Annotated in this window: 21 protein-coding genes and 1 pseudogene; 11 read left to right on the top strand and 11 right to left on the bottom strand. The window is 32.3% G+C overall.

The features are described from left to right. Nucleotides 1–102: 102 nt before the first annotated feature. On the bottom strand, nt 103–342 hold the full coding sequence (locus FIT70_RS04390; protein WP_139930852.1) for a hypothetical protein: 240 nt from the start codon (nt 340–342) through the stop codon (nt 103–105). Between the two features lie 128 nt (nt 343–470). Here FIT70_RS04390 and FIT70_RS04385 point away from each other — a divergent pair, with 128 nt between their 5' ends. Together FIT70_RS04385 and FIT70_RS04380 are read left to right on the top strand one after the other, a co-directional pair. Beyond that, the gene (locus tag FIT70_RS04385; protein ID WP_139930850.1) at nt 471–1,412 is read left to right on the top strand and encodes a UDP-glucuronic acid decarboxylase family protein; all 942 of its coding nucleotides are present in this window, start codon (nt 471–473) and stop codon (nt 1,410–1,412) included. Nucleotides 1,413–1,519: 107 nt separating this feature from the next. Next, the gene (locus tag FIT70_RS04380) at nt 1,520–2,302 is read left to right on the top strand and encodes a class I SAM-dependent methyltransferase (protein WP_139930848.1); all 783 of its coding nucleotides are present in this window, start codon (nt 1,520–1,522) and stop codon (nt 2,300–2,302) included. A gap of 105 nt (nt 2,303–2,407) precedes the next feature. On the opposite strand, the gene FIT70_RS04375 is transcribed toward FIT70_RS04380, so the two are convergent. The 3 genes from FIT70_RS04375 to FIT70_RS04365 form a co-directional block, all read right to left on the bottom strand. After that, the gene (locus FIT70_RS04375; protein ID WP_139930846.1) at nt 2,408–3,034 is read right to left on the bottom strand and encodes a DUF4254 domain-containing protein; all 627 of its coding nucleotides are present in this window, start codon (nt 3,032–3,034) and stop codon (nt 2,408–2,410) included. 71 nt (nt 3,035–3,105) lie between these two features. Beyond that, on the bottom strand, nt 3,106–4,134 hold the full coding sequence (locus tag FIT70_RS04370; protein WP_139930844.1) for a glycosyltransferase family 9 protein: 1,029 nt from the start codon (nt 4,132–4,134) through the stop codon (nt 3,106–3,108). 21 nt (nt 4,135–4,155) lie between these two features. Further along, nucleotides 4,156–5,388: an O-antigen ligase family protein gene (locus FIT70_RS04365; protein ID WP_139930843.1), complete on the bottom strand. Its 1,233-nt coding sequence runs from the start codon at nt 5,386–5,388 to the stop codon at nt 4,156–4,158. Between the two features lie 86 nt (nt 5,389–5,474). On the opposite strand from FIT70_RS04365, the gene rfbB reads away from it, so the two are divergent. Genes rfbB through FIT70_RS04340 form a run of 5 tightly spaced genes read left to right on the top strand, consistent with a single transcriptional unit; the run spans nt 5,475 to nt 9,971 of the window. Continuing rightward, nucleotides 5,475–6,533, top strand: a complete 1,059-nt coding sequence (rfbB, locus tag FIT70_RS04360; protein WP_139930841.1) for a dTDP-glucose 4,6-dehydratase — start codon at nt 5,475–5,477, stop codon at nt 6,531–6,533. Then, nucleotides 6,530–7,414, top strand: a complete 885-nt coding sequence (gene rfbD / locus FIT70_RS04355) for a dTDP-4-dehydrorhamnose reductase (RefSeq protein WP_139930839.1) — start codon at nt 6,530–6,532, stop codon at nt 7,412–7,414. The genes rfbB and rfbD overlap by 4 nt, the downstream gene beginning before the upstream one ends. Continuing rightward, nucleotides 7,415–8,311 (top strand): glucose-1-phosphate thymidylyltransferase RfbA, encoded by an 897-nt coding sequence (rfbA, locus tag FIT70_RS04350; protein WP_139930837.1) that lies wholly within the window; start codon nt 7,415–7,417, stop codon nt 8,309–8,311. It begins immediately after the preceding gene. 2 nt (nt 8,312–8,313) lie between these two features. Next, nucleotides 8,314–8,862 carry a dTDP-4-dehydrorhamnose 3,5-epimerase gene (gene rfbC / locus FIT70_RS04345; protein WP_139930835.1) on the top strand — a complete coding sequence of 183 codons (549 nt, stop codon included), beginning with the start codon at nt 8,314–8,316 and terminating at the stop codon, nt 8,860–8,862. Between the two features lie 35 nt (nt 8,863–8,897). Further along, the gene (locus tag FIT70_RS04340; protein ID WP_139930833.1) at nt 8,898–9,971 is read left to right on the top strand and encodes an MraY family glycosyltransferase; all 1,074 of its coding nucleotides are present in this window, start codon (nt 8,898–8,900) and stop codon (nt 9,969–9,971) included. A 326-nt stretch (nt 9,972–10,297) separates the two neighbouring features. Here the strand turns inward: FIT70_RS04340 and FIT70_RS04335 are convergent, their stop codons facing one another. From FIT70_RS04335 to FIT70_RS06965, 3 genes and pseudogenes are all read right to left on the bottom strand, one after another. Then, nucleotides 10,298–11,764 carry a mannose-1-phosphate guanylyltransferase/mannose-6-phosphate isomerase gene (locus FIT70_RS04335; protein WP_223257716.1) on the bottom strand — a complete coding sequence of 489 codons (1,467 nt, stop codon included), beginning with the start codon at nt 11,762–11,764 and terminating at the stop codon, nt 10,298–10,300. Beyond that, nucleotides 11,761–12,210, bottom strand: a complete 450-nt coding sequence (locus tag FIT70_RS06970; protein ID WP_420897697.1) for a hypothetical protein — start codon at nt 12,208–12,210, stop codon at nt 11,761–11,763. Before FIT70_RS06970 ends, FIT70_RS04335 begins: the two co-directional genes overlap by 4 nt. 21 nt (nt 12,211–12,231) lie before the next feature. After that, nucleotides 12,232–12,498 (bottom strand): annotated as a pseudogene (locus tag FIT70_RS06965) (hypothetical protein); the annotation flags it as partial. Nucleotides 12,499–12,643: 145 nt separating this feature from the next. Between FIT70_RS06965 and FIT70_RS04325 the strand changes: the two are divergent. Genes FIT70_RS04325 through FIT70_RS04315 form a run of 3 tightly spaced genes read left to right on the top strand, consistent with a single transcriptional unit; the run spans nt 12,644 to nt 16,203 of the window. Then, nucleotides 12,644–13,804: an MATE family efflux transporter gene (locus FIT70_RS04325; protein WP_139930829.1), complete on the top strand. Its 1,161-nt coding sequence runs from the start codon at nt 12,644–12,646 to the stop codon at nt 13,802–13,804. After that, the gene (gene galE, locus FIT70_RS04320) at nt 13,801–14,796 is read left to right on the top strand and encodes a UDP-glucose 4-epimerase GalE (RefSeq protein WP_139930827.1); all 996 of its coding nucleotides are present in this window, start codon (nt 13,801–13,803) and stop codon (nt 14,794–14,796) included. The genes FIT70_RS04325 and galE overlap by 4 nt, the downstream gene beginning before the upstream one ends. A 42-nt stretch (nt 14,797–14,838) precedes the next feature. Next, nucleotides 14,839–16,203, top strand: coding sequence for a hypothetical protein (locus FIT70_RS04315; RefSeq protein ID WP_139930825.1), 1,365 nt, complete (start codon nt 14,839–14,841; stop codon nt 16,201–16,203). 348 nt (nt 16,204–16,551) lie between these two features. On the opposite strand, the gene FIT70_RS04310 is transcribed toward FIT70_RS04315, so the two are convergent. From FIT70_RS04310 to FIT70_RS04295, 4 genes are all read right to left on the bottom strand, one after another. Continuing rightward, a complete protein-coding gene (locus FIT70_RS04310; protein ID WP_139930823.1) occupies nt 16,552–17,319 on the bottom strand; it encodes a Gfo/Idh/MocA family oxidoreductase in 768 nt (255 codons plus the stop codon). A 3-nt stretch (nt 17,320–17,322) separates the two neighbouring features. Continuing rightward, nucleotides 17,323–18,345 (bottom strand): FAD-dependent oxidoreductase, encoded by a 1,023-nt coding sequence (locus FIT70_RS04305; protein ID WP_139930821.1) that lies wholly within the window; start codon nt 18,343–18,345, stop codon nt 17,323–17,325. Continuing rightward, nucleotides 18,327–19,085: a hypothetical protein gene (locus FIT70_RS04300; RefSeq protein WP_139930819.1), complete on the bottom strand. Its 759-nt coding sequence runs from the start codon at nt 19,083–19,085 to the stop codon at nt 18,327–18,329. The genes FIT70_RS04305 and FIT70_RS04300 overlap by 19 nt, the downstream gene beginning before the upstream one ends. A 158-nt stretch (nt 19,086–19,243) precedes the next feature. Further along, nucleotides 19,244–20,404, bottom strand: a complete 1,161-nt coding sequence (locus FIT70_RS04295) for an NAD-dependent epimerase/dehydratase family protein (RefSeq protein ID WP_139930817.1) — start codon at nt 20,402–20,404, stop codon at nt 19,244–19,246. 101 nt (nt 20,405–20,505) lie between these two features. On the opposite strand from FIT70_RS04295, the gene FIT70_RS04290 reads away from it, so the two are divergent. Next, the gene (locus FIT70_RS04290; RefSeq protein WP_139930815.1) at nt 20,506–20,916 is read left to right on the top strand and encodes a cupin domain-containing protein; all 411 of its coding nucleotides are present in this window, start codon (nt 20,506–20,508) and stop codon (nt 20,914–20,916) included. Nucleotides 20,917–20,941 lie beyond the last annotated feature (25 nt).

Raw genomic sequence — 20,941 nt, 5'->3', positions numbered from 1 at the left:
GGTTATTGATTAAATTCGGGAAAACAAAGCAATCCCATTTTGTGCAGCTCCACCACACCTTAGTTAGAGTAAGAAGCCACCGAGAGGTGGTTTTTTTATACCTTAAAACCCAATCATGTAATTAAAGTAGGCTGTAGCACCCGCAGTGCTTTGGAAGGGTAGTTGTTGCGCTAAGACTTCACCTGTGAGGCGTTGTGTTTTAGCAATGTCATAAGTAGCACCCAAAGATTCCACAGGTCTTGTGTGATGTAAGTTACCACTAAAATTCTCACTCGTTAATCCTGAAACACCCGAAGCTGTTAATCGGTCTGTTTTATGATTTAAATCTTGTTCAAGACCCAAACTACACCCAAACTACCTATGATTTTAGCCTTAAGGGAATGCATGTTTGAATTTAACGCCCATTTGACTTAACTATCTTCAAATTATCATTCAGGATTATCAATTTTCGATGGTAAGATTCTTAGTAAATGTCTCATAAATCTCTAATTTCAGGCGGCGCAGGCTTTCTAGGATCCCATCTTTGCGATGCGCTAATCAAACAAGGCCATTACGTTTTATGTGTAGATAATTTTTTTACTGGAAGTAAAGATAACGTCTCACACTTAATTAGCAGCTCAAAATTTGAGTTGATGCGGCATGATGTCACCTTTCCTTTGTATGTTGAAGTAGATCAGATTTATAATCTTGCATGCCCAGCATCACCAATTCACTATCAATTTGATCCCGTTCAAACAACTAAAACAAGTGTTCATGGGGCAATCAATATGCTTGGGCTCGCGAAAAGAACTGGTGCAAGAATTCTGCAAGCATCCACAAGTGAAGTATATGGAGATCCTGAAGTTCATCCTCAAACTGAAGATTATTGGGGGAGGGTTAACCCTATAGGAATTCGGAGTTGTTATGATGAAGGGAAGCGATGCGCTGAAACTCTATTTTTCGACTACTTTAGGCAACATCATCTTGAGATCAAAGTGATGCGTATTTTTAATACATATGGTCCAAGAATGCATCCTAACGATGGACGTGTCGTTAGTAACTTTATAGTGCAAGCTTTGCAAAATAAACCAATTACAATTTATGGAGATGGATCTCAAACCAGAAGTTTTTGTTATGTGAGTGATTTAATTGAAGGCATGATTAAGTTTATGGAGAGTGATAAGACTATTACAGGGCCTATGAATATAGGAAATCCTAATGAATTTACTATGCTAGAACTCGCAGAGCTTGTCTTAAGGTTAACTTCCAGTCAATCTAAAATTATATTCAAAACTCTTCCTGAAGACGACCCCAAACAGAGACAGCCTAACATTAGTTTAGCAAAGAATAAGTTAGGCTGGGAGCCTAAGGTAAATTTAAAAGACGGGTTAAAAGAAACAATTAAATATTTTGAGGGAGTTTTAAAAAGCTAACTTTATATTTATTAATACAACAGATTGTTAAATTAAAACTTGCTCAAATCTAAAAATATATCTTTTGAATTTAAGGTAATTTTTTTCAGGGCTTAAGGGAATCAAGCATGGGATTAAGAAAAATATTTTCAATGCTTTTAATGGATCAAAGAGGCATGTCAATTGCTATTCATAAAAAGCGAAAATTACTATCACAGGAATTAAGTATGACCCTTAAAAATACTATCAAATACGGCCCATTTGCTGGGATGATTTTTAGTCGTGACCATTGGTGGGGAAATTCAGACAGAGGAGCAATGCTTCTTGGTATTTATGAGCAAGAGATATTAAATTCAATAATGTCTGTTCAAAAAAAATATAATGTTTTTATTGATCTTGGCGCTGCAGACGGCTATTACAGCATTGGCTCATTAATTAGTCAAAAATTTAAAGTAAGTTATGCTTTTGAAATATCAATTAAAGGAAGGCAAGTTATACAAAAAAATGCTACCTTAAATAATTGTAGTAATAAATTGCATATATTTGGCGAGGCAACTAAAGTTTTTTACAAGAATATCCCAAAAAAAGATTTGGATTCAGCGGTAATTTTAATTGATATTGAAGGCGCTGAATTTTCCTTGCTGGATAGTGAGCTATTTAGTAATCTAAAAAAATCAATTATTTTTATTGAATTGCATGATTGGATTTTTAAAGATGGCAAGAAAAAAATGACTGAATTATTGTCGAATGCAAAACCTTTTTTTAAAATTTCAACTTTAGCTACAACATCGAGAGATTTATCAAAATTTCCTGAGCTCTTTGATTACGAAGATTCTGATAGATGGCTTATTGCCTCAGAAGGTAGGCCAAAATTAATGTCTTGGTTGAGACTTGATCCAAGAGGAACCTAGGCGTGCCCAAATTGATTTTCAAATCTCTCAATTTCATTCTCTTCTAGGTATGTTCCAGATTAAATTTCAATAATTTTCTTTAATTAATTTAATGAGTGGAATTTTTTAATTTTGCTTAAACTCCGATTTTTCAGCATAGAGTTGAGGGTTTAAATTAGGATCGTTATACATCTTAAATTGTTTGTATTGTTTAAAATATCGAAAGCCAAGTATGCAATCATAAAGAAGTTCATCAAAACAAGCGCACAAATCATTTCGTTGGATTTTTAGAACCTCTAATTTTTTTGAACATGTTTGAATATGAAGCTCTGAAACATTTTCTCTTCGGGTTTGAATGGACATATGAAATATTTTTAAGCTCAATATAGATAGTCTATCGACCATAGCTCCAAGAGTTTCACTATTTTGTTTCGCTTCCTTTAAAATTGCTTTTTTAGCAAACTCAAGAATAAAACTATCAATCTGTTCTATTTGGTCATTTCTGGATTGGTTAAATTTGTCGATCGCTCTTTTGTTTTTTGTGATTTCGCTATCTGAAACATTCTGTCTTCGAGCAAGATCTTCTTCGTTCCATAGCCTGGTATTAAAGAAATGATTGGCTTCAATAAATTTAAAAAGAGAATCGGATGCTTGATATTTCATTTCAGTTTCATTTGGCCAAGCCTTATTTAACAGATACGCATCGTGCAATTCTATAATTTCTGAAGCTTGGATATTAAGGGCATCATTCATTCTGATATAAACTCTTTAAAAATAAATATGACTAAAATAGATATATTTGAAATCTTAATTTCATTATATCGTTATAAGCGACTTATTTCTTTATGTAAAAAAGTGATACCAAGTTCTTTAATAGATTTTTTAGCTTCAATATAACTTGATTTTAGACCTAACGGGGCCCACTGATCTGGATTGGGAGTGATTGTAGTGTCTGCAAAAAGGCCAATAACTCCACCCGGACTTGCTGAAGCAAAATGCATTAAACCACTATCAGGAAAAATAGATTTTTTTGCAAGCCAAATGACCCCGATAGTTAGATCAAGCGGGGCCCTTAAAGGAATAATTTCTTTTGGTGCATTTTTTAGAATGCCATATGCTATTTCATCGTCACCCGGGTAATTTTTATTATTTTTACCACCCGGGGTCCATACTAAAACTGTTTTAAGCTTATGTTTTTTGTAAGCATACATTGCCGTTTCAATAATCTGCTCTTTTGATGCTTGTTTTTTTTCTCGTCTTGCCCCAAGTCCAAATACTATATATTGCTCTTTTTTAAGCTTGCTTTCCGTTAAAAAAAACTGAGCTTTTTGCAGCCATTCCTGAGGAGGTTTAAAATAAATACTTGGCAGAGTTAATTGCTCTTTTGATTTGATGATTGGTTTTAGTAGCTCGATCATTCTTTGTGACTCATGACGACCTTTTTTTTTGTGGCTCGGTTCAATGACTGGATCAGTAATTCCTGTAATGGCTTTATTTTTAGGCATAAATGAAATAGTTCTTTTGGCTTTTATCCAGATAAGTCGCTTGACCGCCCTATGAGAATATTCACCACCTGCTGCAATTGCAATATCGTAATGTTTTAGTCTTATTTTCAAAAAAATAAAAAGTTGTATAAAGATAGAAGTTATACTTTTTAAATTAAAAGATTTGGGTTGGGGATAGCTATATAGCTTATCGATAAATGATACATTTTTTAAAATCCAGGCTGAAGATTCTGGCGCAACGACAGCAACTTCGGATTTTGGATGGAGCTTTTTTAAAAGTTGAAGCATGGGTGTTGTTAAGAGAAGATCGCCCAGCTTGTCGCGTTTCAAGATAATTATTTTAATCATCGAAGTGAAGAGCTATCTTAGTTATTTTCTTGGGAGGTACTGACGGGTATAGCTTAAATAAATACCTAAAAATAAGCATGCAAGAATAGCGTGTTCATGATGAAACGTCGTATTTACCAAGCCAACCCCAAAAGTTGTAACCCATGCGCTTAATGAACCCGACCATAGAAGAATTGACTCTTTCGTTTTATTTGCCCATTTAAAAGTTGTAATGATATGTCTAATCCAAAGTAGCATAAATGTAAGGGTAACCAGAAGTCCTACAATACCCCGCTCAACCAGTGCGCTTAGGTAATGATTATGTGAATGGCCAGGGAAAATGTAATTCTTAGCATCAAATATCTTTCCCCTACCTTCAACAGATTTTTTCAGTTGATCTAGAGTAATAAAATGCCAATTACTTAGGCCTATACCCAAAAGAGGAGAGAATCGTGAGGCTTCAAGAGATACATTCCAGACTTTATCTCTATAAGCAAGTACATTATTGGTTTTTTGATTGGCGATTTGTTTTTCAATTACACTTGTTTTAAGAATAAATGAAAGTAAAACTATAAGTATTATAGAAATACTCCCAATTAGTTTAATTTTTTTGCTCTTGGTTACAAAGTAAAAAATTAATAAGCCTAAAATAATACCTACGCCATATGCGGCTCTTGACTGACCAATAATTAAACTCACAAAGAAAATTAAACTTAAAATACCTAGAGCAATAAGATATAGATTAGATAGCTTCAACTTATCTAAACTAACATGACTTAAGAACCAGCCAAGTGAAGCACCAAAAATCATTACTAAATAAATAGCAGAATGGTTCACGTGGCCAACAGAGTGAAGTTGGAGGTCGGGTTTAGTGTGAATAATGAGATATTGATAAAGCCCCACTAACAAAGGAGCGAGTGCACTTAGCACTATTATTTGAAAAAGACCTTGATAATTTTCCCGTGAATATTGGGCTCGACTTAAAAGCCACCCAGAAAGAATAGCTGTCAACAGAACCATATAACCTTTCCACTCTTCTAAGTGAGGCATGCCAGCATATATTGTGCTTAAAAAAGCTGTTAAAACGAATACAAAAAATAGACTATCCCAATCGGTCCATTTTATTTTTCTTTTCTTCCATTCGATAAATTCAAAGATGCTACGGGTGAGGAGATAGCCCACTAAAAAAAAATTTTTAGGAGCTTCCACACTTGGAAGACTCACAATCATGAGACTTAACATGAATAAATCGAAAGTTTTAAGATTTTTAATCATAATAAATAAAATTTTCAAAACTTATAAGAATTAAGTCTAATTATACTTTATCATTTATTTTTATATCTATTATAAAGTTACATAATATGACAATTCTTGTCACAGGCGCAGCCGGGTTTATTGGTTCCAACTTCGTATTTGATTGGTTTAGTGAGTCTAATGAAGATATTGTATCATTAGACCTATTAACCTATGCAGGGAACTTAGAAAATCTATCTTCATTAGATCAAAATCCTCACCATCATTTTGTGCATGGCGATATTGGTGACTATGATTTAGTCTCAAAACTCTTAGAAGAACATCGCATTCGAGCTATTATTCATTTTGCGGCGGAGAGCCATGTGGATCGATCGATTCATGGACCAAGAGATTTTATCAAAACTAATATTGTTGGCACTTATCACTTATTAGAGTCAGTCAGAGCATATTGGAACAATCTTGATGAAACAGCCAAAAAAGCTTTCAGATTTTTACATGTATCGACCGACGAGGTTTATGGATCTTTAAATGAAAAAGCTCCGGCCTTTACTGAGAAACATCCTTATCAACCTAATAGCCCTTATAGCGCAAGTAAAGCCGCAAGTGACTATTTAGTCAGAGCTTGGTTTCATACTTACGGGTTACCTGTCTTAACCACAAATTGTTCAAATAATTATGGACCTTATCATTTTCCAGAAAAATTAATTCCTTTATGTATCTTAAATGCATTGAACGGCATGCCACTTCCTATCTATGGCGACGGTCAACAAATTCGTGATTGGCTCTATGTGAAAGATCATTGTGATGCGATTCGTGAAGTCTTGGCTCGCGGGCAACCCGGCGAAACTTATAACGTAGGTGGTTGGAATGAGAAGACCAATCTTAATGTCGTAAAGACTTTATGTGGTATCTTAGATGAATTAAAACCTAAAGCAGATGGATCAAAATATGAAAATCAAATTACCTATGTTAAAGATAGACCAGGTCACGATAGACGTTATGCGATTGATGCTTCAAAATTAGAGCGCGAACTCGGGTGGAGACCTCAAGAAACTTTTGAGACGGGACTTCGTAAAACGATTATTTGGTATTTGGAAAATGATATTTGGGTCAATCATGTGGTGTCAGGTGAATACCAGCACTGGGTTAAAAAGCAGTATTCATGAAAATTTTACTCACGGGTAAAGATGGTCAAGTAGGATTTGCATTACATAAAAAATTAGCATCATTGGGTGAAGTGCTTGCTACAAATCGGCATGAGCTTGATTTAGAGAGTCCCGAAGCCATTACAGCCTTTATCGATAAAACCAAACCTGACATTATTATCAATCCTGCTGCATACACGCAAGTTGATAAAGCTGAATCTGAAAAATCATTAGCCCATCAAATCAATGCGATCGCCCCCAAAGTTTTAGCTGAAAAAGCATCCGAACTTAATATTCCCATTATTCATTTTTCAACAGATTACGTATTTGATGGTTTAAAACATGAGCCTTATTTAGAAACTGACGGAGTCAACCCACAATCCTTTTATGGTCAAACAAAAGTGGAAGGTGAAGAAGCCATTCGTCATCACAGGAAACATATTATTTTAAGAACAAGCTGGGTCTTTAGTTTTCACGGCCAAAGCTTTTTAAAAACTATACTCAAACTCTCCCAAGAAAGATCTTCTTTAAATGTGGTGAGTGACCAAATAGGCACACCCACTTCAAGTGAAGTATTAGCTGATGTAACTTACAACATTGTAAAAACTATTTTAAATAATCCAAACTTCAAAGATTTTGGTACCTATCATGTGACTTCAATGGGTTATACTAATTGGTGTCGTTATGCATGCTTTATCGTTGATGAAGCAATAGCTTTAGGATTTAAAACGACCATGACATCTAAAGATATCAAACCGATTGCAAGCGATCTATATCCAACTCTAGTTAAACGCCCATTTAATTCAAGACTTTACACAGATAAAATTACAAAGACCTTCATGCTAGAATTGCCACATTGGGAAGAGGAAGTTAAAAGGATTTTAAAAGAAATCATTCAATAAATGACAGAAATTAAAAACAGTAGAAAAGGTTTGATTCTTGCGGGGGGCTCAGGCACACGTCTTTATCCTGTGACGCAAGCAATCTCCAAACAATTATTACCTGTTTACGATAAACCCATGATTTATTATTCTTTAACTACTTTAATGCTAGCAGGTATTAGAGATATTTTATTGATTTCAGCACCAGAAGACACCCTACGCTTCGAGGCATTATTAAAAGATGGCAGTCAATGGGGGATTGATATTCACTACTGTGTGCAGAATTCTCCCGATGGGTTAGCGCAAGCTTTTCTCTTAGGTGAGTCGTTTATTGGGAATCATCATTCAACATTAGTTTTAGGTGATAATATTTTTTATGGCCATGACTTTAATCAACTTCTTTTAAATGCAAAAAACAGGGAAGAGGGTGCCACCATATTTACTTATCATGTTAATGATCCCGAGCGTTATGGTGTCGCTGAGTTTGATGAAAAAAATAAAGTCGTTTCTTTAGAGGAAAAACCTTCTCAACCAAAATCCAATTATGCAGTGACCGGTCTTTATTTTTACGATCAAGATGTCGTGAAAATGGCAAAAAGTTTAAAGCCATCAAAAAGAAATGAGCTTGAAATCACGGACCTTAATCGACTTTATTTAGATCAAAATCAATTGCATGTTGAAGTGATGGGGCGTGGGTATGCATGGTTAGATACAGGCACCCACGAATCTCTTCTTGAAGCGAGTCATTTTATTGCGACATTAGAAAATCGTCAAGGTTTAAAAGTGGCATGCCCTGAAGAGATTGCTTATCGTCAAAATTGGATTACCGCAAACGAACTGGAAGCGCTGGCAGCGCCATTATTGAAAAATGGTTACGGTCAATATTTAAAACGTATCTTACAAGAAAAAATTATTTAAATATGAAGGTCACTCCTTTAAGTATTCCTGATGTTTTTTTAATTGAACCTCGCGTGTTTGAAGATGCTCGCGGCTTTTTTTTTGAAAGCTTTAGAGCAGATATTTTTAGAAAAGAAACTTCACTAAACGTTTCATTTGTACAAGATAATCACTCAAAATCATTTCGAGGTATTCTTCGAGGTCTCCATTATCAATTCTCCCCTCACGCGCAAGGCAAATTGGTCCGTGTGTTAGAGGGGGAGGTCTTAGATGTTGCAGTTGATATAAGAGAATCATCTCCCACATGCGGACAATATATTGCTGAAATTTTATCAAGTGATAATAAAAAGCAGCTTTATATTCCTAAAGGCTTTGCCCACGGCTTTTTAACGTTGTCTGAAACTTCAGAATTTCTGTATAAAACAACTGATTTTTATCATCCTGAAAGTGAACGTTGTATTCTATGGAATGATGCTACTTTAAATATCAAATGGCCTAAAAATTTGAATATTCAACTATCTCCCAAAGATCTTTTAGGTGAAAACTTTAAATCGAGCTCATTATTTTCTTGATAACCATAGATAACATTTAAGATAAAATTATTTCTATGAATTTTAATGTCGTGCAGTGGTTTGATTTTAATGTCCTTATATTCATGGGTATATCATTAGTCTTAAATGTTTCAATTATATATCTATGGCATAAAAAGTTTTATCAAAAACTAGGCCTTAAATCTTATCAAGCTATTCAGCGCATTCATTTAAATGAAACGCCAAGATTAGGTGGGCTGGTTTTTATTCTTTCACTCGCATCATTCGTGATGTATTGCCCCACCAATGAAAGTATTCAACTTCTTAAATTGATACTTATATGTTTGATTCCTATTATTATCATTGGAGTCAAAGAAGATCTTTTCCATAATGTAGAGCCTGCAATAAGATTGCTCGCGCTTCTTTTTTCGGGATGGCTATTTATAGCCCAATTTAACGGCCCAGTTCCAAATCTGACCAATATACCTTTAATAGGTAAATTACTAGCCTTACAAGGCGGTTTTAGTTTTTTTTATATATTAAGTATGGTAACTGTAGCCAATGGCATGAACCTCGTCGATGGGGTCAATGGCTTATGTGGAGCTGTTGTTCTATCTACCTTAGGTGCACTTTTATTTTTAAGCTACAAAACAAGTGACGAGGTTATGCTTTCGACTATCTTTAGTACGGTCCTAATTTTAATTCCATTTTTAATCCTTAATTACCCTAATGGAAAAATTTTTCTAGGTGACTTAGGAGCTTATAGCTTGGGACTTATAACTAGCCTTCTCACAATCATACTTTTTGGCCGTCATCCTGAAATTTCTCCTTGGGGTGCAGTGCTTATTTTAATTTACCCTGCAACAGAAGTTATCTTTAGTTTGTTGCGACGAACCATCATGGGCGTTTCGATTTATCATCCTGATACAGCTCATCTTCATCTCAAATTTTTTTATTTTTACAAATCACGGCCTGCTTGTAAAAAAATGGCTAGTGCGCTTGTAACTCCAACTTTAAGCCTGCTTTGGTTATTTCCCTTAATTGCGATTTGCTGGGGATATCCCAAATCTCTTTTCATCTGGATTGCCATTATTTTATTTATGTTTTTTTATGGCGTACTTTATACAATCGTAACTAACCTGCAAAAGTAGTTATCTATGAATTAGCTTGACGAAGTATTGTTAATCGATTGGCCGCTGATTCGAGTTCTGGGAGGCCCAGTGAAATGTAAAAGAGGTTGCTCTAATGGCAATCTTTTTTTATCTGCTGCTTATATCCTTTTATTGTTATCAAACACTGTTAATAAAAAAGGCCTGTTATTAACTCTAGATTTAAATGCGTGATTAAGTAAAGCATTATGGATGCCCAAAGTTTTTTATGAAAAAATAAAGAAACTCTTGCCCCCAGTTGTAAGTATTTTATGCAATTAAATATATTTCAGAATGTATTAATCTTGAATTTTTTACGAAAGAACAGATTAGACTCGCCCATATTGATCATCAAATCTTTCAATATCATCTTCATCAAGATAAGAGCCTGATTGTACTTCTATAATTTTCAAAGTTTTATTGGGTAATGGATTAATTAATCGATGCTTGGAGCCTTGCGAAATAAATGTAGATTCATTTGTCTTTATCCTATATGTCCTGTCTTGATTTATAACTTCCGCCTCACCTTCGATGACTATCCAGTGCTCACTCCTATATTTGTGAGATTGAAGACTTAATGACTTCAATGGACTAACTTCGATACATTTGATTTTAAAAGAAGGCCCGCTTTGAAGTGTCGTAAATTTACCCCAAGGTCTTTTAATAGTTTTGTGAGAGTGTAAAACTTCCGAATGGGTTAGTTTTAGTTCTGAGGTGACTAGTTTTATATCTTGAGTATGTGTTTTGTCTATAACAAGAAGCGCATCAGGAGTATCGACAATAATAAGATTATTTACTCCTACGGCAGCAATAACTCGATGACTTGATTGAATAAAAGTATTTTGTGACTTAAAAATCAAGCTTTCACCGATCATGCTATTCCCATGTGAGTCAGGTTTGATAAGTCTTGAAAAGCTCAACCACGAACCAATATCATTCCATCCGAAATTAGCTGGAATCACAGCAACTTTTTTTGATTTTTCCATGAGGGCGTAATCAATTGAAATGCTGGGGCATTGTTTAAAGGAGGGAAGTGGAATTTCAATTTTTGAGTGGTCTTTTGATGGACTTTTAGAATAGATATCCCATGTCTTTTCAGCATGCTGCAAAACTACGGGAGAATGCGTTGCCATTTCATCAAAAAAATGACCTACATTAAAACAAAAAATACCTGAATTCCAATAAAAATGTTCTGATCTAATAAAGTTTTCTGCTGTTTTAGTATCAGGTTTCTCATAGAAGCGAGCTACTTCAAATCCGCCTTTCAAAGCCTTTCCTGATTCAATGTAACCGAAACCTGTATCTGCTGATTGTGGCTTAATGCCAAAAGTAACAAAATATGCTGGGTCCTGATGTGACAGTGATAGCGCTTCATACACATTTAATGCAAAATTCTTTTGATCTTCAATAATATGATCAGCTGGCAAGACAAGCATTGTGGCATTTTGGCCATAATGTTCTCTAATCCAAAGAGCCGCCATTGAGATCGCTGGCGCAGTATTTCTAGCCTCTGGTTCCAGCAGAAAAAAACTATTAAGATCAGTTTTTTCAAGTTCATCCTTACTGATAAAATAATATTCACGGTTTGTAATAGTTAGGGCGAAAGGTTTGCCATTTATTTTGGGTATATGATCTAACAGACTTATACGACGATAAGTTTTTTCAAGAAGAGTCTCGCCATCGAATAGCTTAATGAAAGGCTTAGGATGCCCTTCACGAGAGAGAGGCCACAGCCTACTTCCTGTTCCGCCAGATAGGATTACCGGAATTAAAAGAGGGGGGGTATTATTTATCACGAGTATAGGCTAAAAAAACTTTTGATTTTTGATGCAAGCCTATACCAACTAATTCCAAATTTTTGGTAAGACTCCTCTGAGAGAGTCTTCGAAGCAATAAGTAGGGGTACTTTCCATAAGTAAAAAAAGACACCTTTTTTTTCTTTAATTAAATTTATTTTTTTTATTAGCCCTTCAGGAATTGCAATTTTATTAGTTCGAAATTTTTTAATTCCAATAAAATAAAGATCAAAAGATTGGTTATTTGAAAAAAACATAAAAGTAGAAAATTCTTTAAGTAAGCTAGGTGGAAAATCATCGCTTGTAAGATTCTTATAATAATCAATTTTTCTTACCCAATTTCCCGGCGAGGACTCAGGTGAAGATCTTGCAGTGCCATGCTCGATTCTACCTTTTGTTGCACAAGTAAATATTACGAAACCATTTTTTTTTGTCATTCTGATCATATTAGCAAGGGTAGATTTCCAATGCGGATTATGCTCAAAGCACTCGCAAGACATTGTTATGTCATAGTAATTTTTTGGATGCCTTATTTTTTGTCCAGCACATATCAAATCTACATTAGGACCTGCTATTATGTCTGAGCCCGTATAATTTGGACTTAGAAAAAATTTTCTTAGATCAATACCGTTTACATTATAAGATCCAATTTCCAGAATTTTAAGGTGGCGGGAATTGCTAAAAAATTCGTTTATTGTAAGTTCAATAAATTTTAATTGATTGTGATGGGCCATTTTTTTTATGAAAAATTTTAAGCAATTTATATTTTATACCCATATATGGAATCGCAAACACAATAATTCAATTATCCTAAGTTTATTTTCGAAATTACTTCAGATAATAACTGTTTTTCTGTCCATTTATTTATCAAGTAAATATTTGGATCAGTCGCAAATTTCTTTTTGGCTTACCTTAACAGGTCTTTCCGGTTTATTTTTATTTGCGGATCTTGGAATAAACAGTTTTTTTGCTAACTATGTTTCAACCAAGGCAAATAGATTCCGTTTGGATAAGATGGCAGTAAACATTATTATTTGCTTAGCCGTAATAGCCATTTCCTATTTCTTGATTTTATATAGCTTTAAGGCCTACTTAATAAAAAAAATAATTTCAAGTCAGGGTGAAATGTACACTGAAATTTTTAATTCTACGTACTTAATATTTATCATACTATCTTCCTTTTCGATGATAACAAATGGTTTTGAAAGGATACTATTTGGTCAATTAAAGATGCATTATCTCCACATATATAGCATCTGCGGGTATCTTTTGACTATGATTTTTTTATTTTTATCAAATTTTTATAGTTTTAAACTAAATATCACATTACTTTTATTATTAAATCTTATTGTGCCTATTTTCGTTAATCTTATACTTTTTATCAAATTTAATTTTAGGCAAAAGCTTTTTAGAAATTTCTTGAATTTAAGTAATTTTAAAACTACAAAGAAAATTTTAGTTAATTCATTTCCCTATCTTGTGAGTACTTTAGCTTATGTGATTCTAATAACGGGCGACTATTTTATAGCTATTAAATATTATGGAATATTTGGACTAGTAGGCTTTAATCTTTGCCAGCGAATCTTTCAAATTGTTATTCAGCCGCTTTATTTAATAAATAATCAGTTTTGGGGGCAAATCGCCTTTAGTAAAGTTAACAATAATATTACGTACCTAAGAACAAAAAGCTTTTTAAAATCATTTAATGTATTTTATACTCTTTGTATGATCTTTTTTTTGTATTTTTCTATCAATACGTTAGGTTTGATTTTATCAAATGATAAACATTATATTTCAGATAGTATGTATTCAGCTTTTGCCTTAAGATCTATTTTAGAGGTGATTACACTCTATTTTATTGTTGTTCATGGCGCTTCAACTTTAATTCTGAGAAATTCGTTGCCAATTTTATTTTTTAGCATTTTAATTTTTTCTGTAAAGTTTTTAATGATTAATTTTTATGATTTTGAAATTAGTATTATTGTAAGCTCTTGCATATCAATTTTGTTTTTTACTATGTATTTTAGGAAATTAGTATGAGCATTCTTGTCACAGGAGGGCTTGGATATATTGGAAGCCATGTGAGCGTGACATTAATAGAAAAAGGTCACGATATTATTATTTTAGATGATTTATCAAACAGTAAAAAAGAGGTGCTAATTTCTATTTCGAAAATTTCAGGGACTGTTCCTAAGTTTTATCAGTCTAGTTTATTGGATGTTGGCATGGTCAGAAATATATTTATTGAAAATAACGTATCTTCTGTTATTCATCTCGCTGGGTTAAAATCAATTACTGAGTCATTTTATGATCCATTAAAATACTATTATCATAATTTAAATTCTACGACTAATTTACTGCATGTGATGTCTGAATTTGGTGTTAGTAATCTAATTTTTTCTTCCTCAGCTTCAGTTTACGGCGAAGAAGAAAATTCTCCGTTGTTCGAAAACTTTAAAAAAAACCCCAGCAATGTTTACTCTAAGTCTAAATCAATTATTGAAGACATATGCTTTGATATTTCGCATGCAAACTCAAATTGGAGTATTGTTTCTCTGAGATATTTTAATCCTATCGGGGCCCATAGATCCAGGCTTTTGGGAGAAAACCCAAGAACTCCCGCCACAAACATTATGCCTTTGATTTTAAGTGTTGCAAGAGCAAAAAGAGATTACCTTGAAATTTATGGCAGCGATTATCCAACTAATGACGGAACATGTATTCGAGATTTTGTTCACGTTTCTGATTTAGCCGAAGGGCATTTAGCCGCGCTAAACTACTCTCAAGCAAATAATGGTTATGTGGCTATTAATTTGGGCACAGGATTTGGAATATCAATTCTTGAGCTAGTTAAAACATTTGCTTATTCTACAGGCACAAAAATTCCCACTAAGTTTTCAGGGCGTCGTAAAGGCGATCTTGCTATTGTTTACGCAAGTGCTGAAAAAGCTTTAAAGCTATTGGGCTGGAAGTCTTCTCGAAGCTTAGAAGAAATGTGCATTGACTCATTCAATTCCCTTCAGATGAAGTGAAAGATTTAATACCTTGAAGCAGACTATTAAGAATTGTTAAATATGAGTATAAATATTTTAGGTGCCTTGAAAAGAAAACTCAATTCTAGGGTGGTAAATATATTAATTAGTATTTCATTGCTAACTTTACTATTTCCAGGAATTAGTATTTTGTCATTTAATAATGGCCACGTAATATTCAGTGAATTCTTTAATGGAGTATCTTTAGTTGAAAATCCAAAAGACATATATCCGCCTTCAATACTTAGATTGGACACGCTCGGTCAAATATTACTCATCTCTTTATCTTTAATTCATGTATCAAAAAAGGAATTTTTTAGCTTAGGTTTAAAATCTTTTATCATTTTTCTTTTCAGCTCAGTAGGTTTTTTTTATAGCGATTTTTTTTCACTTTCCTTGCACTTGAAAGGATTGCTACAACTATTATTGATGATTTTTATTTTGGCATCAATAGAAAAAATCTATGACAAGTTAAATGTGCGAGAAGCCCTGAATCAATTTAAATTCATAAATTCAGTTGCAATTATTCTAGTTTTTTATGGCATTTATCAGTTTATTATATTCAATACTGGATGTAGATCACCCTCCTGCAGCTATGGGGCAATTCTTTTTTTTAATAATCCTAGTTTGATTGGTTACTCTGCAATTCATTATGATGACGGTATATATAGGGCAACTTCAATTTTCAAAGAGCCTTCACACTTTGCTTTTATTTTAACTGTAATTTTTTTGCTAAACTATTCGCTAGTAAAAAAAGGTGTAATAAAAATCCAAAGGAAATCACAATTCTTATTTTTTTTAATTTTAATATTTGGGATAATAATAGCTAGATCCTTATATGTTAATATTTTCTTAATTTCTTTTATTTTATTTGAATTGTATAACTTACGAGTAAAAATTATATATAAATACCTATTTTCTGTTTTATTACTTCCTTTTATTTTGATTTCGATGGATAGACTTAAACATTCTTTAAATCTTTTTGTTTCAATATCTGACCATACTTTAGACGCGAGTCTTAAATATAGAGCCTATAAAATCTTTACTGGACTTGATGTGTTAGCAAATAATTCTTTTGGTATAGGATTTAATAACTTATCTGTGTACACTTCAATGCATAAAGTAAATTTACTTACCGATAATAGCAACGTACTATATGTTTTAAATTTTTATATATTGCAGTTATTTGTCGAAGCAGGATACATTGGAGCCATAAGTGTAATAGTTATATTTTACCTTTTAAATAAAAGATTTTTTAAGGTAAATGGTGCCATTATTTTTGTTATTTTTTTCTTATTCTATCAGGATCTGCCAATATTTTCGCCATTAAGAATTTTTCAGTTCGTATTGATGGGCTTATTTCTCAGACTTTTTATTCTTAGGAATGCTTTATACCCTAAACTGTAAAAATCTTTGGCTACAAAATCGGACTAAATTAATGATAATATTTTTTTTAAATTATTTTTTTCTAATTTAAGAAAAACTTTTTTTTGGCCTTTCTAAAATAATTCTCAAGTTATTTTCTGCTTTGAAGTAATTTGTTATTTCGATTTTACTTCGACTTAATAGCAATAATACAAGCCTTGTATTATTTTACTTTGCTTTTACTACTTTGCTTTATGTGCGAGCGAAGTTTATAAATTTCATTATAGTTTTTAGATAGCTATTTACTAGAAATAATAGAGGAATTGTAATTTATTGGGGCTATTTGTATTTAATTTGTATTCTATAAATTTTTATTTGCACACAAAGATCTTACAATAATTTTACCATTGACGATTCTTTCGCATGCAGTTGATTAATTAATTTGTATATCCTAGAATAAAATTCTATGTTTAAAATTAATTTTTTTGACTCATCTTCAAAATGTAAAATATATCTTTCAAGAATAGGTTCTTTATTTTTAGTGAAGTCACACTCAAAAATTAATTCATTTTTTGAATAAATTTTAATTGATCTTTGATTAATTGAATTATACGAAGTATTAATCTTTCTAATTTTTGTATTTTTAAAAAAATTCTGATGAATAGAAATTAAATGAAAACCAAGGTTTAACTTTGCATCAATCCTTGGGTTTTCTTTTTTTGTATTGAATGTTCCCTCAAAATAGTATTTTTTTTTATTAAATCTATTTAAATTTACCTGTGAAAATTTTTTAATAAACAAATATTGTAGAGTTAAAAATATATTAATTTTATTTTCTTTGCATAATTTTGTTATGTGATGAGATCTTATTTTGTTCGTTACCCACGGCTTTTCAACAATTATTTTTTTATTATTTTTAATTGCTGCAATTATTAACACATCTCTTATGTCTGATGGTGGAGTGCAAAGCCAAATGACATTTGCTGAGGTTTTTGAGAATTTATCTTCCATTCTTTCTTGAAAATTTTTTATTTCCTCATTTACGTTAATTCTTGTTTTTTTTAAAAATGCAACATCTCTTCCCATTTTTAAAAGACAATTTCTTACTTTTAATCCCCAGTTTCCGTGACCAATAATGGCGTATTTATATGTTTCCATGATTTATAGTAAAAGTTTTTTGATTTCATTAGCTGCTTTAATGCAGGATACAATTTTCCCAGAGAACACATAAATTTCATTATTGCATTTATCTATATGTAGAATTCGATTATCTTTATTAGGGTTATTTTCTGTAACTCTAAATGTAAATTTAGATCCTAAATATTCTGCATTCCTCAATTTCGGGATAAATTCTGATCCATGCTCTTTTAGGATTTGAAAATTTGATTTTTCTGATTTTATTAGAAAAGGCTTATTCAAGTAATCTCGATATTTTTTTAATTCATAATTGCTTGGTAGCATAGAAAAAGATTTTATATTTGTATATTTTGCAGATCCAAAAATACAAACTTTATTATTAATTGTTGTGTCAAAAGCCGTAAATGGCCCGTCAATAATTACTACAGACAAACCCTCTAAATTGCTTGGGGGCTTAAAATAACATTTTTCCACTAGTGAATATTTTATATTTAATTTTTTATCCGGATAGTTAAATCCATATGTACACCATACTATGAAATCATAATCGTTTTTGAAGTCATCTTTATATTTTTGATACTTTAGATTTATATTAAATTTATTTATTTTATGCGAGATGATTTTTCTGAGAAGATCTGGATCGTAGAGCTCTTCTTCAACCTCATATGCTTGCTCAATTTTTGCTTTATCAAAAATTCTCGATTTAATTATTTTGTAACTTAAATTGTGATCATTTAATATTTGTTCGTATTGGGTACAGTTTATTTTGGTGTCTTTAAATGGGATTGCGTATATATGTTTTTTTGCTTTAAAGATTGCATTTTTATAAATTTTTTTAAAAGATATTCTTGAGCTTTGAATTTCGTCTATTGTTTCAGTGCTTCTAGGATAATGATAACCTGCATGAACTCTAAATTGGTTAATTGATGATGTTTGATTTAAAACGCCATTTGGGTCAAAAAGATCAACATACATCCCTTGTTTTGCTAGCGATATAGCAATCGTTGAGCCATAAATGCCTGCGCCTATTATAGCGATCTTTGCCAATTTTTAGATATTCTTGTTATTTGATTTAGAATGTAATGTTTAAATGATCGATTTGTAGTGTAAAAGTATTTTTTTAAAGCTATTTGAAAGGTTTCGTTAGGTGAAATTGTGTCTGGGTAATCTTCAATTTTATTTTTGCTTAGCTTAACATCCCACTTTTTTGTTATCCCTGAATTTGTACCCGATCCGTCGTGTCCTATATTTCTAACTAATGATTTTGCTGGTATTAAAGTCAGCCCATTATTTATCACTATTGTTCCATGCCATAATATATCCCAACCCCCAATTTCTTTATTTATTTGTTTATCAAGCAATTCAATTGCATTAAGAGTTTTCCCGTAAGTAAAATTGTTAATATAATTTTTATCTTTAAGAATCTTGTTTTTTAACATTATTCCATTCATTTCATATTTAGACCATGCTCGCGCCCATGTTCCCCAACCCCACCCAGCAGAGCCATTTATAAACAATGAACTTTTATCTTTGGTGGCACAGGGATATCTGTAACCACTTATTTCCATTACTCTTATGTCTTCAGCATACATCCTTAGGGCTGTTGTTAAATAGTCATAGAAGTATGGACTTAGATAATTATCATCTTCTAAAATTATTGCAGCTTTATATTTTTTTAAAATTGATGACGTTTCCTTTATAACGGACTTAGCGCATCCTATATTTTCTTTTTGCTTTTTTATATATAGGGCTTTACACCAGGTTTGCCCTAAAGCTAATTTTTCCATTTTTAATAATTTTTTTTGGTCATCGCTATTTCTGGGCCCATCTATAAATATGTACAGTGTAATTTCATGAGATTTATAATTTTTTTTGAGGGATTTTAGGCACTTTTGAGCGTGGTATGGTCTGTTAAAGCAAAAAAATAAAACCGGAATAGTTCTTATTACCATTTAGCTTTTGCTAAAATCTTATCTTTGTTTATTCTGTGGGTAAATTTTTTAGTAATTTCAGTAACTTCGTACATCAAATTTTCGCTCAATTTAAGTGGGGACAGCCCATAACCAATAAATTTAGTATTTATCACATTTAATTCGTTGCAGTCAGCTTCGTTTCTTGGGTTGTTTAATAGTAAAATTTCTGCGCCTGTCAATTTTGAAACTATATTTGCTAGATCAATCAGCTTTTTAGATTCCGACATTTGATTAAAAATTTGTACTTTATCTTGCGCCTGAGGAGGGTTGTTTAAGGCTATTTCTATACACTTAACAGAGTCTTGAATGTGAATAAAGGCTCTTGTTTGATTGCCCGAACCATGAACGGTTAGTGGGTGATTTATTGCAGACTGCATTAAAAAACGATTTAAAACTGTTCCATAATCACCATCATAATCAAATCTATTAATTAAATCTTCATGGAGGTTTGTTTCGAATGTATTTGTACCCCACACGATGCCTTGATGAAGATCAGTGATCCTTAAATTATCATTTTTGTTGTAAAAGTAGAAAAGAAGTGCATCGAGTGTTTTTGTTGTATGATAAATGCTCCCAGGCGCCGCAGGATAAAGAATTTCTTTGCTGACCTGACTTCCATCAGGTTGATCAATTTTAATTTCTAAATATCCCTCAGGGATTGGATTCTCTCCAGTTTGACCGTAGCCATAAACGCCCATTGTGCCAAGGTGAATTAGATGAATATCTTTTTTAAGTTCGCTTATAGCAGCTAAGATATTGTGTGTTGCATTCACATTATTATTGACGGTATATCTCTTTGTTGTTGCTGATATCATTGAATAAGGTGCTGAGCGTTGTTCAGCAAAATGAATTATTGCATTAGGGCTGACGTCTGCGATCGCTTTTTTAATTAATTCATAATCTGTTGCAACATTAATATTTAAAAAATTAATTTTTTTAGAAGTCATTTCTTCCCAGGTTTTTATTCTCCTATGAATTGGTTTAATCGGAGTTAAGGAATTTGTTTCTAAATCTATATCAATTTTTCTTCTAGAAAGATTGTCAATAATTGTTATTTCATGCCCCAAATTTGAAAGGTGCAAAGAAGTTGGCCAGCCGCAAAATCCATCTCCTCCAAGAACTATAATTTTCATTATTTTTTCCTTGATACTTAATAATAAATAAATGGTGGACTATCAAATAAATGATAGTATCTAAAAAAAGTAATTAATTAAGTTCTTACGAAAGGGTCAAAATGTCAAAAATCCCTAATATTAATTTTATTAACTATAACTCAACAACTTACGCAATTATATTAAGAAGCGATTACAAAAGCAACGATATTGCTTTTTTTACACCTAAAAATTACTCGCAGCAGTTAGGTTACATGAATAGAAAAAAAGGCTATGTTATTCCTCCTCATATTCATAAAATCACAAAAAGAGAAATATTGCTTACACAGGAAACATTATTTATAAAATCTGGCAAAGTCAAAGTTAATTTCTATACTGAGGATAAAATTTTTTTTGACTCCTTAGTTCTTAGTGCAGGCGATGTTCTACTTCTGGCTCGAGGAGGGCATGGATTTGAAATGCTTGAAGATACAGAGATTATCGAGGTAAAACAAGGACCCTATAATGATGATATGGATAAAGAAAGATTTTAATTTTTATTAGATTGCATAACAAAAA

Source organism: Candidatus Methylopumilus universalis (assembly GCF_006364435.1).
Classification (GTDB): domain Bacteria; phylum Pseudomonadota; class Gammaproteobacteria; order Burkholderiales; family Methylophilaceae; genus Methylopumilus; species Methylopumilus universalis.
Note: the sequence above shows the minus strand (reverse complement) of the source record. Positions and strands in the feature narration are given on the sequence as shown.

What these genes read in the sequence shown, in the direction of transcription:
- FIT70_RS04385 (WP_139930850.1), top strand. Translation starts at nt 471, where the DNA reads ATGTCTCATAAATCTCTAATTTCAGGCGGCGCAGGCTTTCTAGGATCC.
- FIT70_RS04380 (WP_139930848.1), top strand. Translation starts at nt 1,520, where the DNA reads ATGGGATTAAGAAAAATATTTTCAATGCTTTTAATGGATCAAAGAGGC.
- FIT70_RS04375 (WP_139930846.1), bottom strand. Translation starts at nt 3,034, where the DNA reads ATGAATGATGCCCTTAATATCCAAGCTTCAGAAATTATAGAATTGCAC.
- FIT70_RS04370 (WP_139930844.1), bottom strand. Translation starts at nt 4,134, where the DNA reads ATGATTAAAATAATTATCTTGAAACGCGACAAGCTGGGCGATCTTCTC.
- FIT70_RS04365 (WP_139930843.1), bottom strand. Translation starts at nt 5,388, where the DNA reads ATGATTAAAAATCTTAAAACTTTCGATTTATTCATGTTAAGTCTCATG.
- rfbB (WP_139930841.1), top strand. Translation starts at nt 5,475, where the DNA reads ATGACAATTCTTGTCACAGGCGCAGCCGGGTTTATTGGTTCCAACTTC.
- rfbD (WP_139930839.1), top strand. Translation starts at nt 6,530, where the DNA reads ATGAAAATTTTACTCACGGGTAAAGATGGTCAAGTAGGATTTGCATTA.
- rfbA (WP_139930837.1), top strand. Translation starts at nt 7,415, where the DNA reads ATGACAGAAATTAAAAACAGTAGAAAAGGTTTGATTCTTGCGGGGGGC.
- rfbC (WP_139930835.1), top strand. Translation starts at nt 8,314, where the DNA reads ATGAAGGTCACTCCTTTAAGTATTCCTGATGTTTTTTTAATTGAACCT.
- FIT70_RS04340 (WP_139930833.1), top strand. Translation starts at nt 8,898, where the DNA reads ATGAATTTTAATGTCGTGCAGTGGTTTGATTTTAATGTCCTTATATTC.
- FIT70_RS06970 (WP_420897697.1), bottom strand. Translation starts at nt 12,210, where the DNA reads ATGATCAGAATGACAAAAAAAAATGGTTTCGTAATATTTACTTGTGCA.
- galE (WP_139930827.1), top strand. Translation starts at nt 13,801, where the DNA reads ATGAGCATTCTTGTCACAGGAGGGCTTGGATATATTGGAAGCCATGTG.
- FIT70_RS04315 (WP_139930825.1), top strand. Translation starts at nt 14,839, where the DNA reads ATGAGTATAAATATTTTAGGTGCCTTGAAAAGAAAACTCAATTCTAGG.
- FIT70_RS04310 (WP_139930823.1), bottom strand. Translation starts at nt 17,319, where the DNA reads ATGGAAACATATAAATACGCCATTATTGGTCACGGAAACTGGGGATTA.
- FIT70_RS04300 (WP_139930819.1), bottom strand. Translation starts at nt 19,085, where the DNA reads ATGGAAAAATTAGCTTTAGGGCAAACCTGGTGTAAAGCCCTATATATA.
- FIT70_RS04295 (WP_139930817.1), bottom strand. Translation starts at nt 20,404, where the DNA reads ATGAAAATTATAGTTCTTGGAGGAGATGGATTTTGCGGCTGGCCAACT.
- FIT70_RS04290 (WP_139930815.1), top strand. Translation starts at nt 20,506, where the DNA reads ATGTCAAAAATCCCTAATATTAATTTTATTAACTATAACTCAACAACT.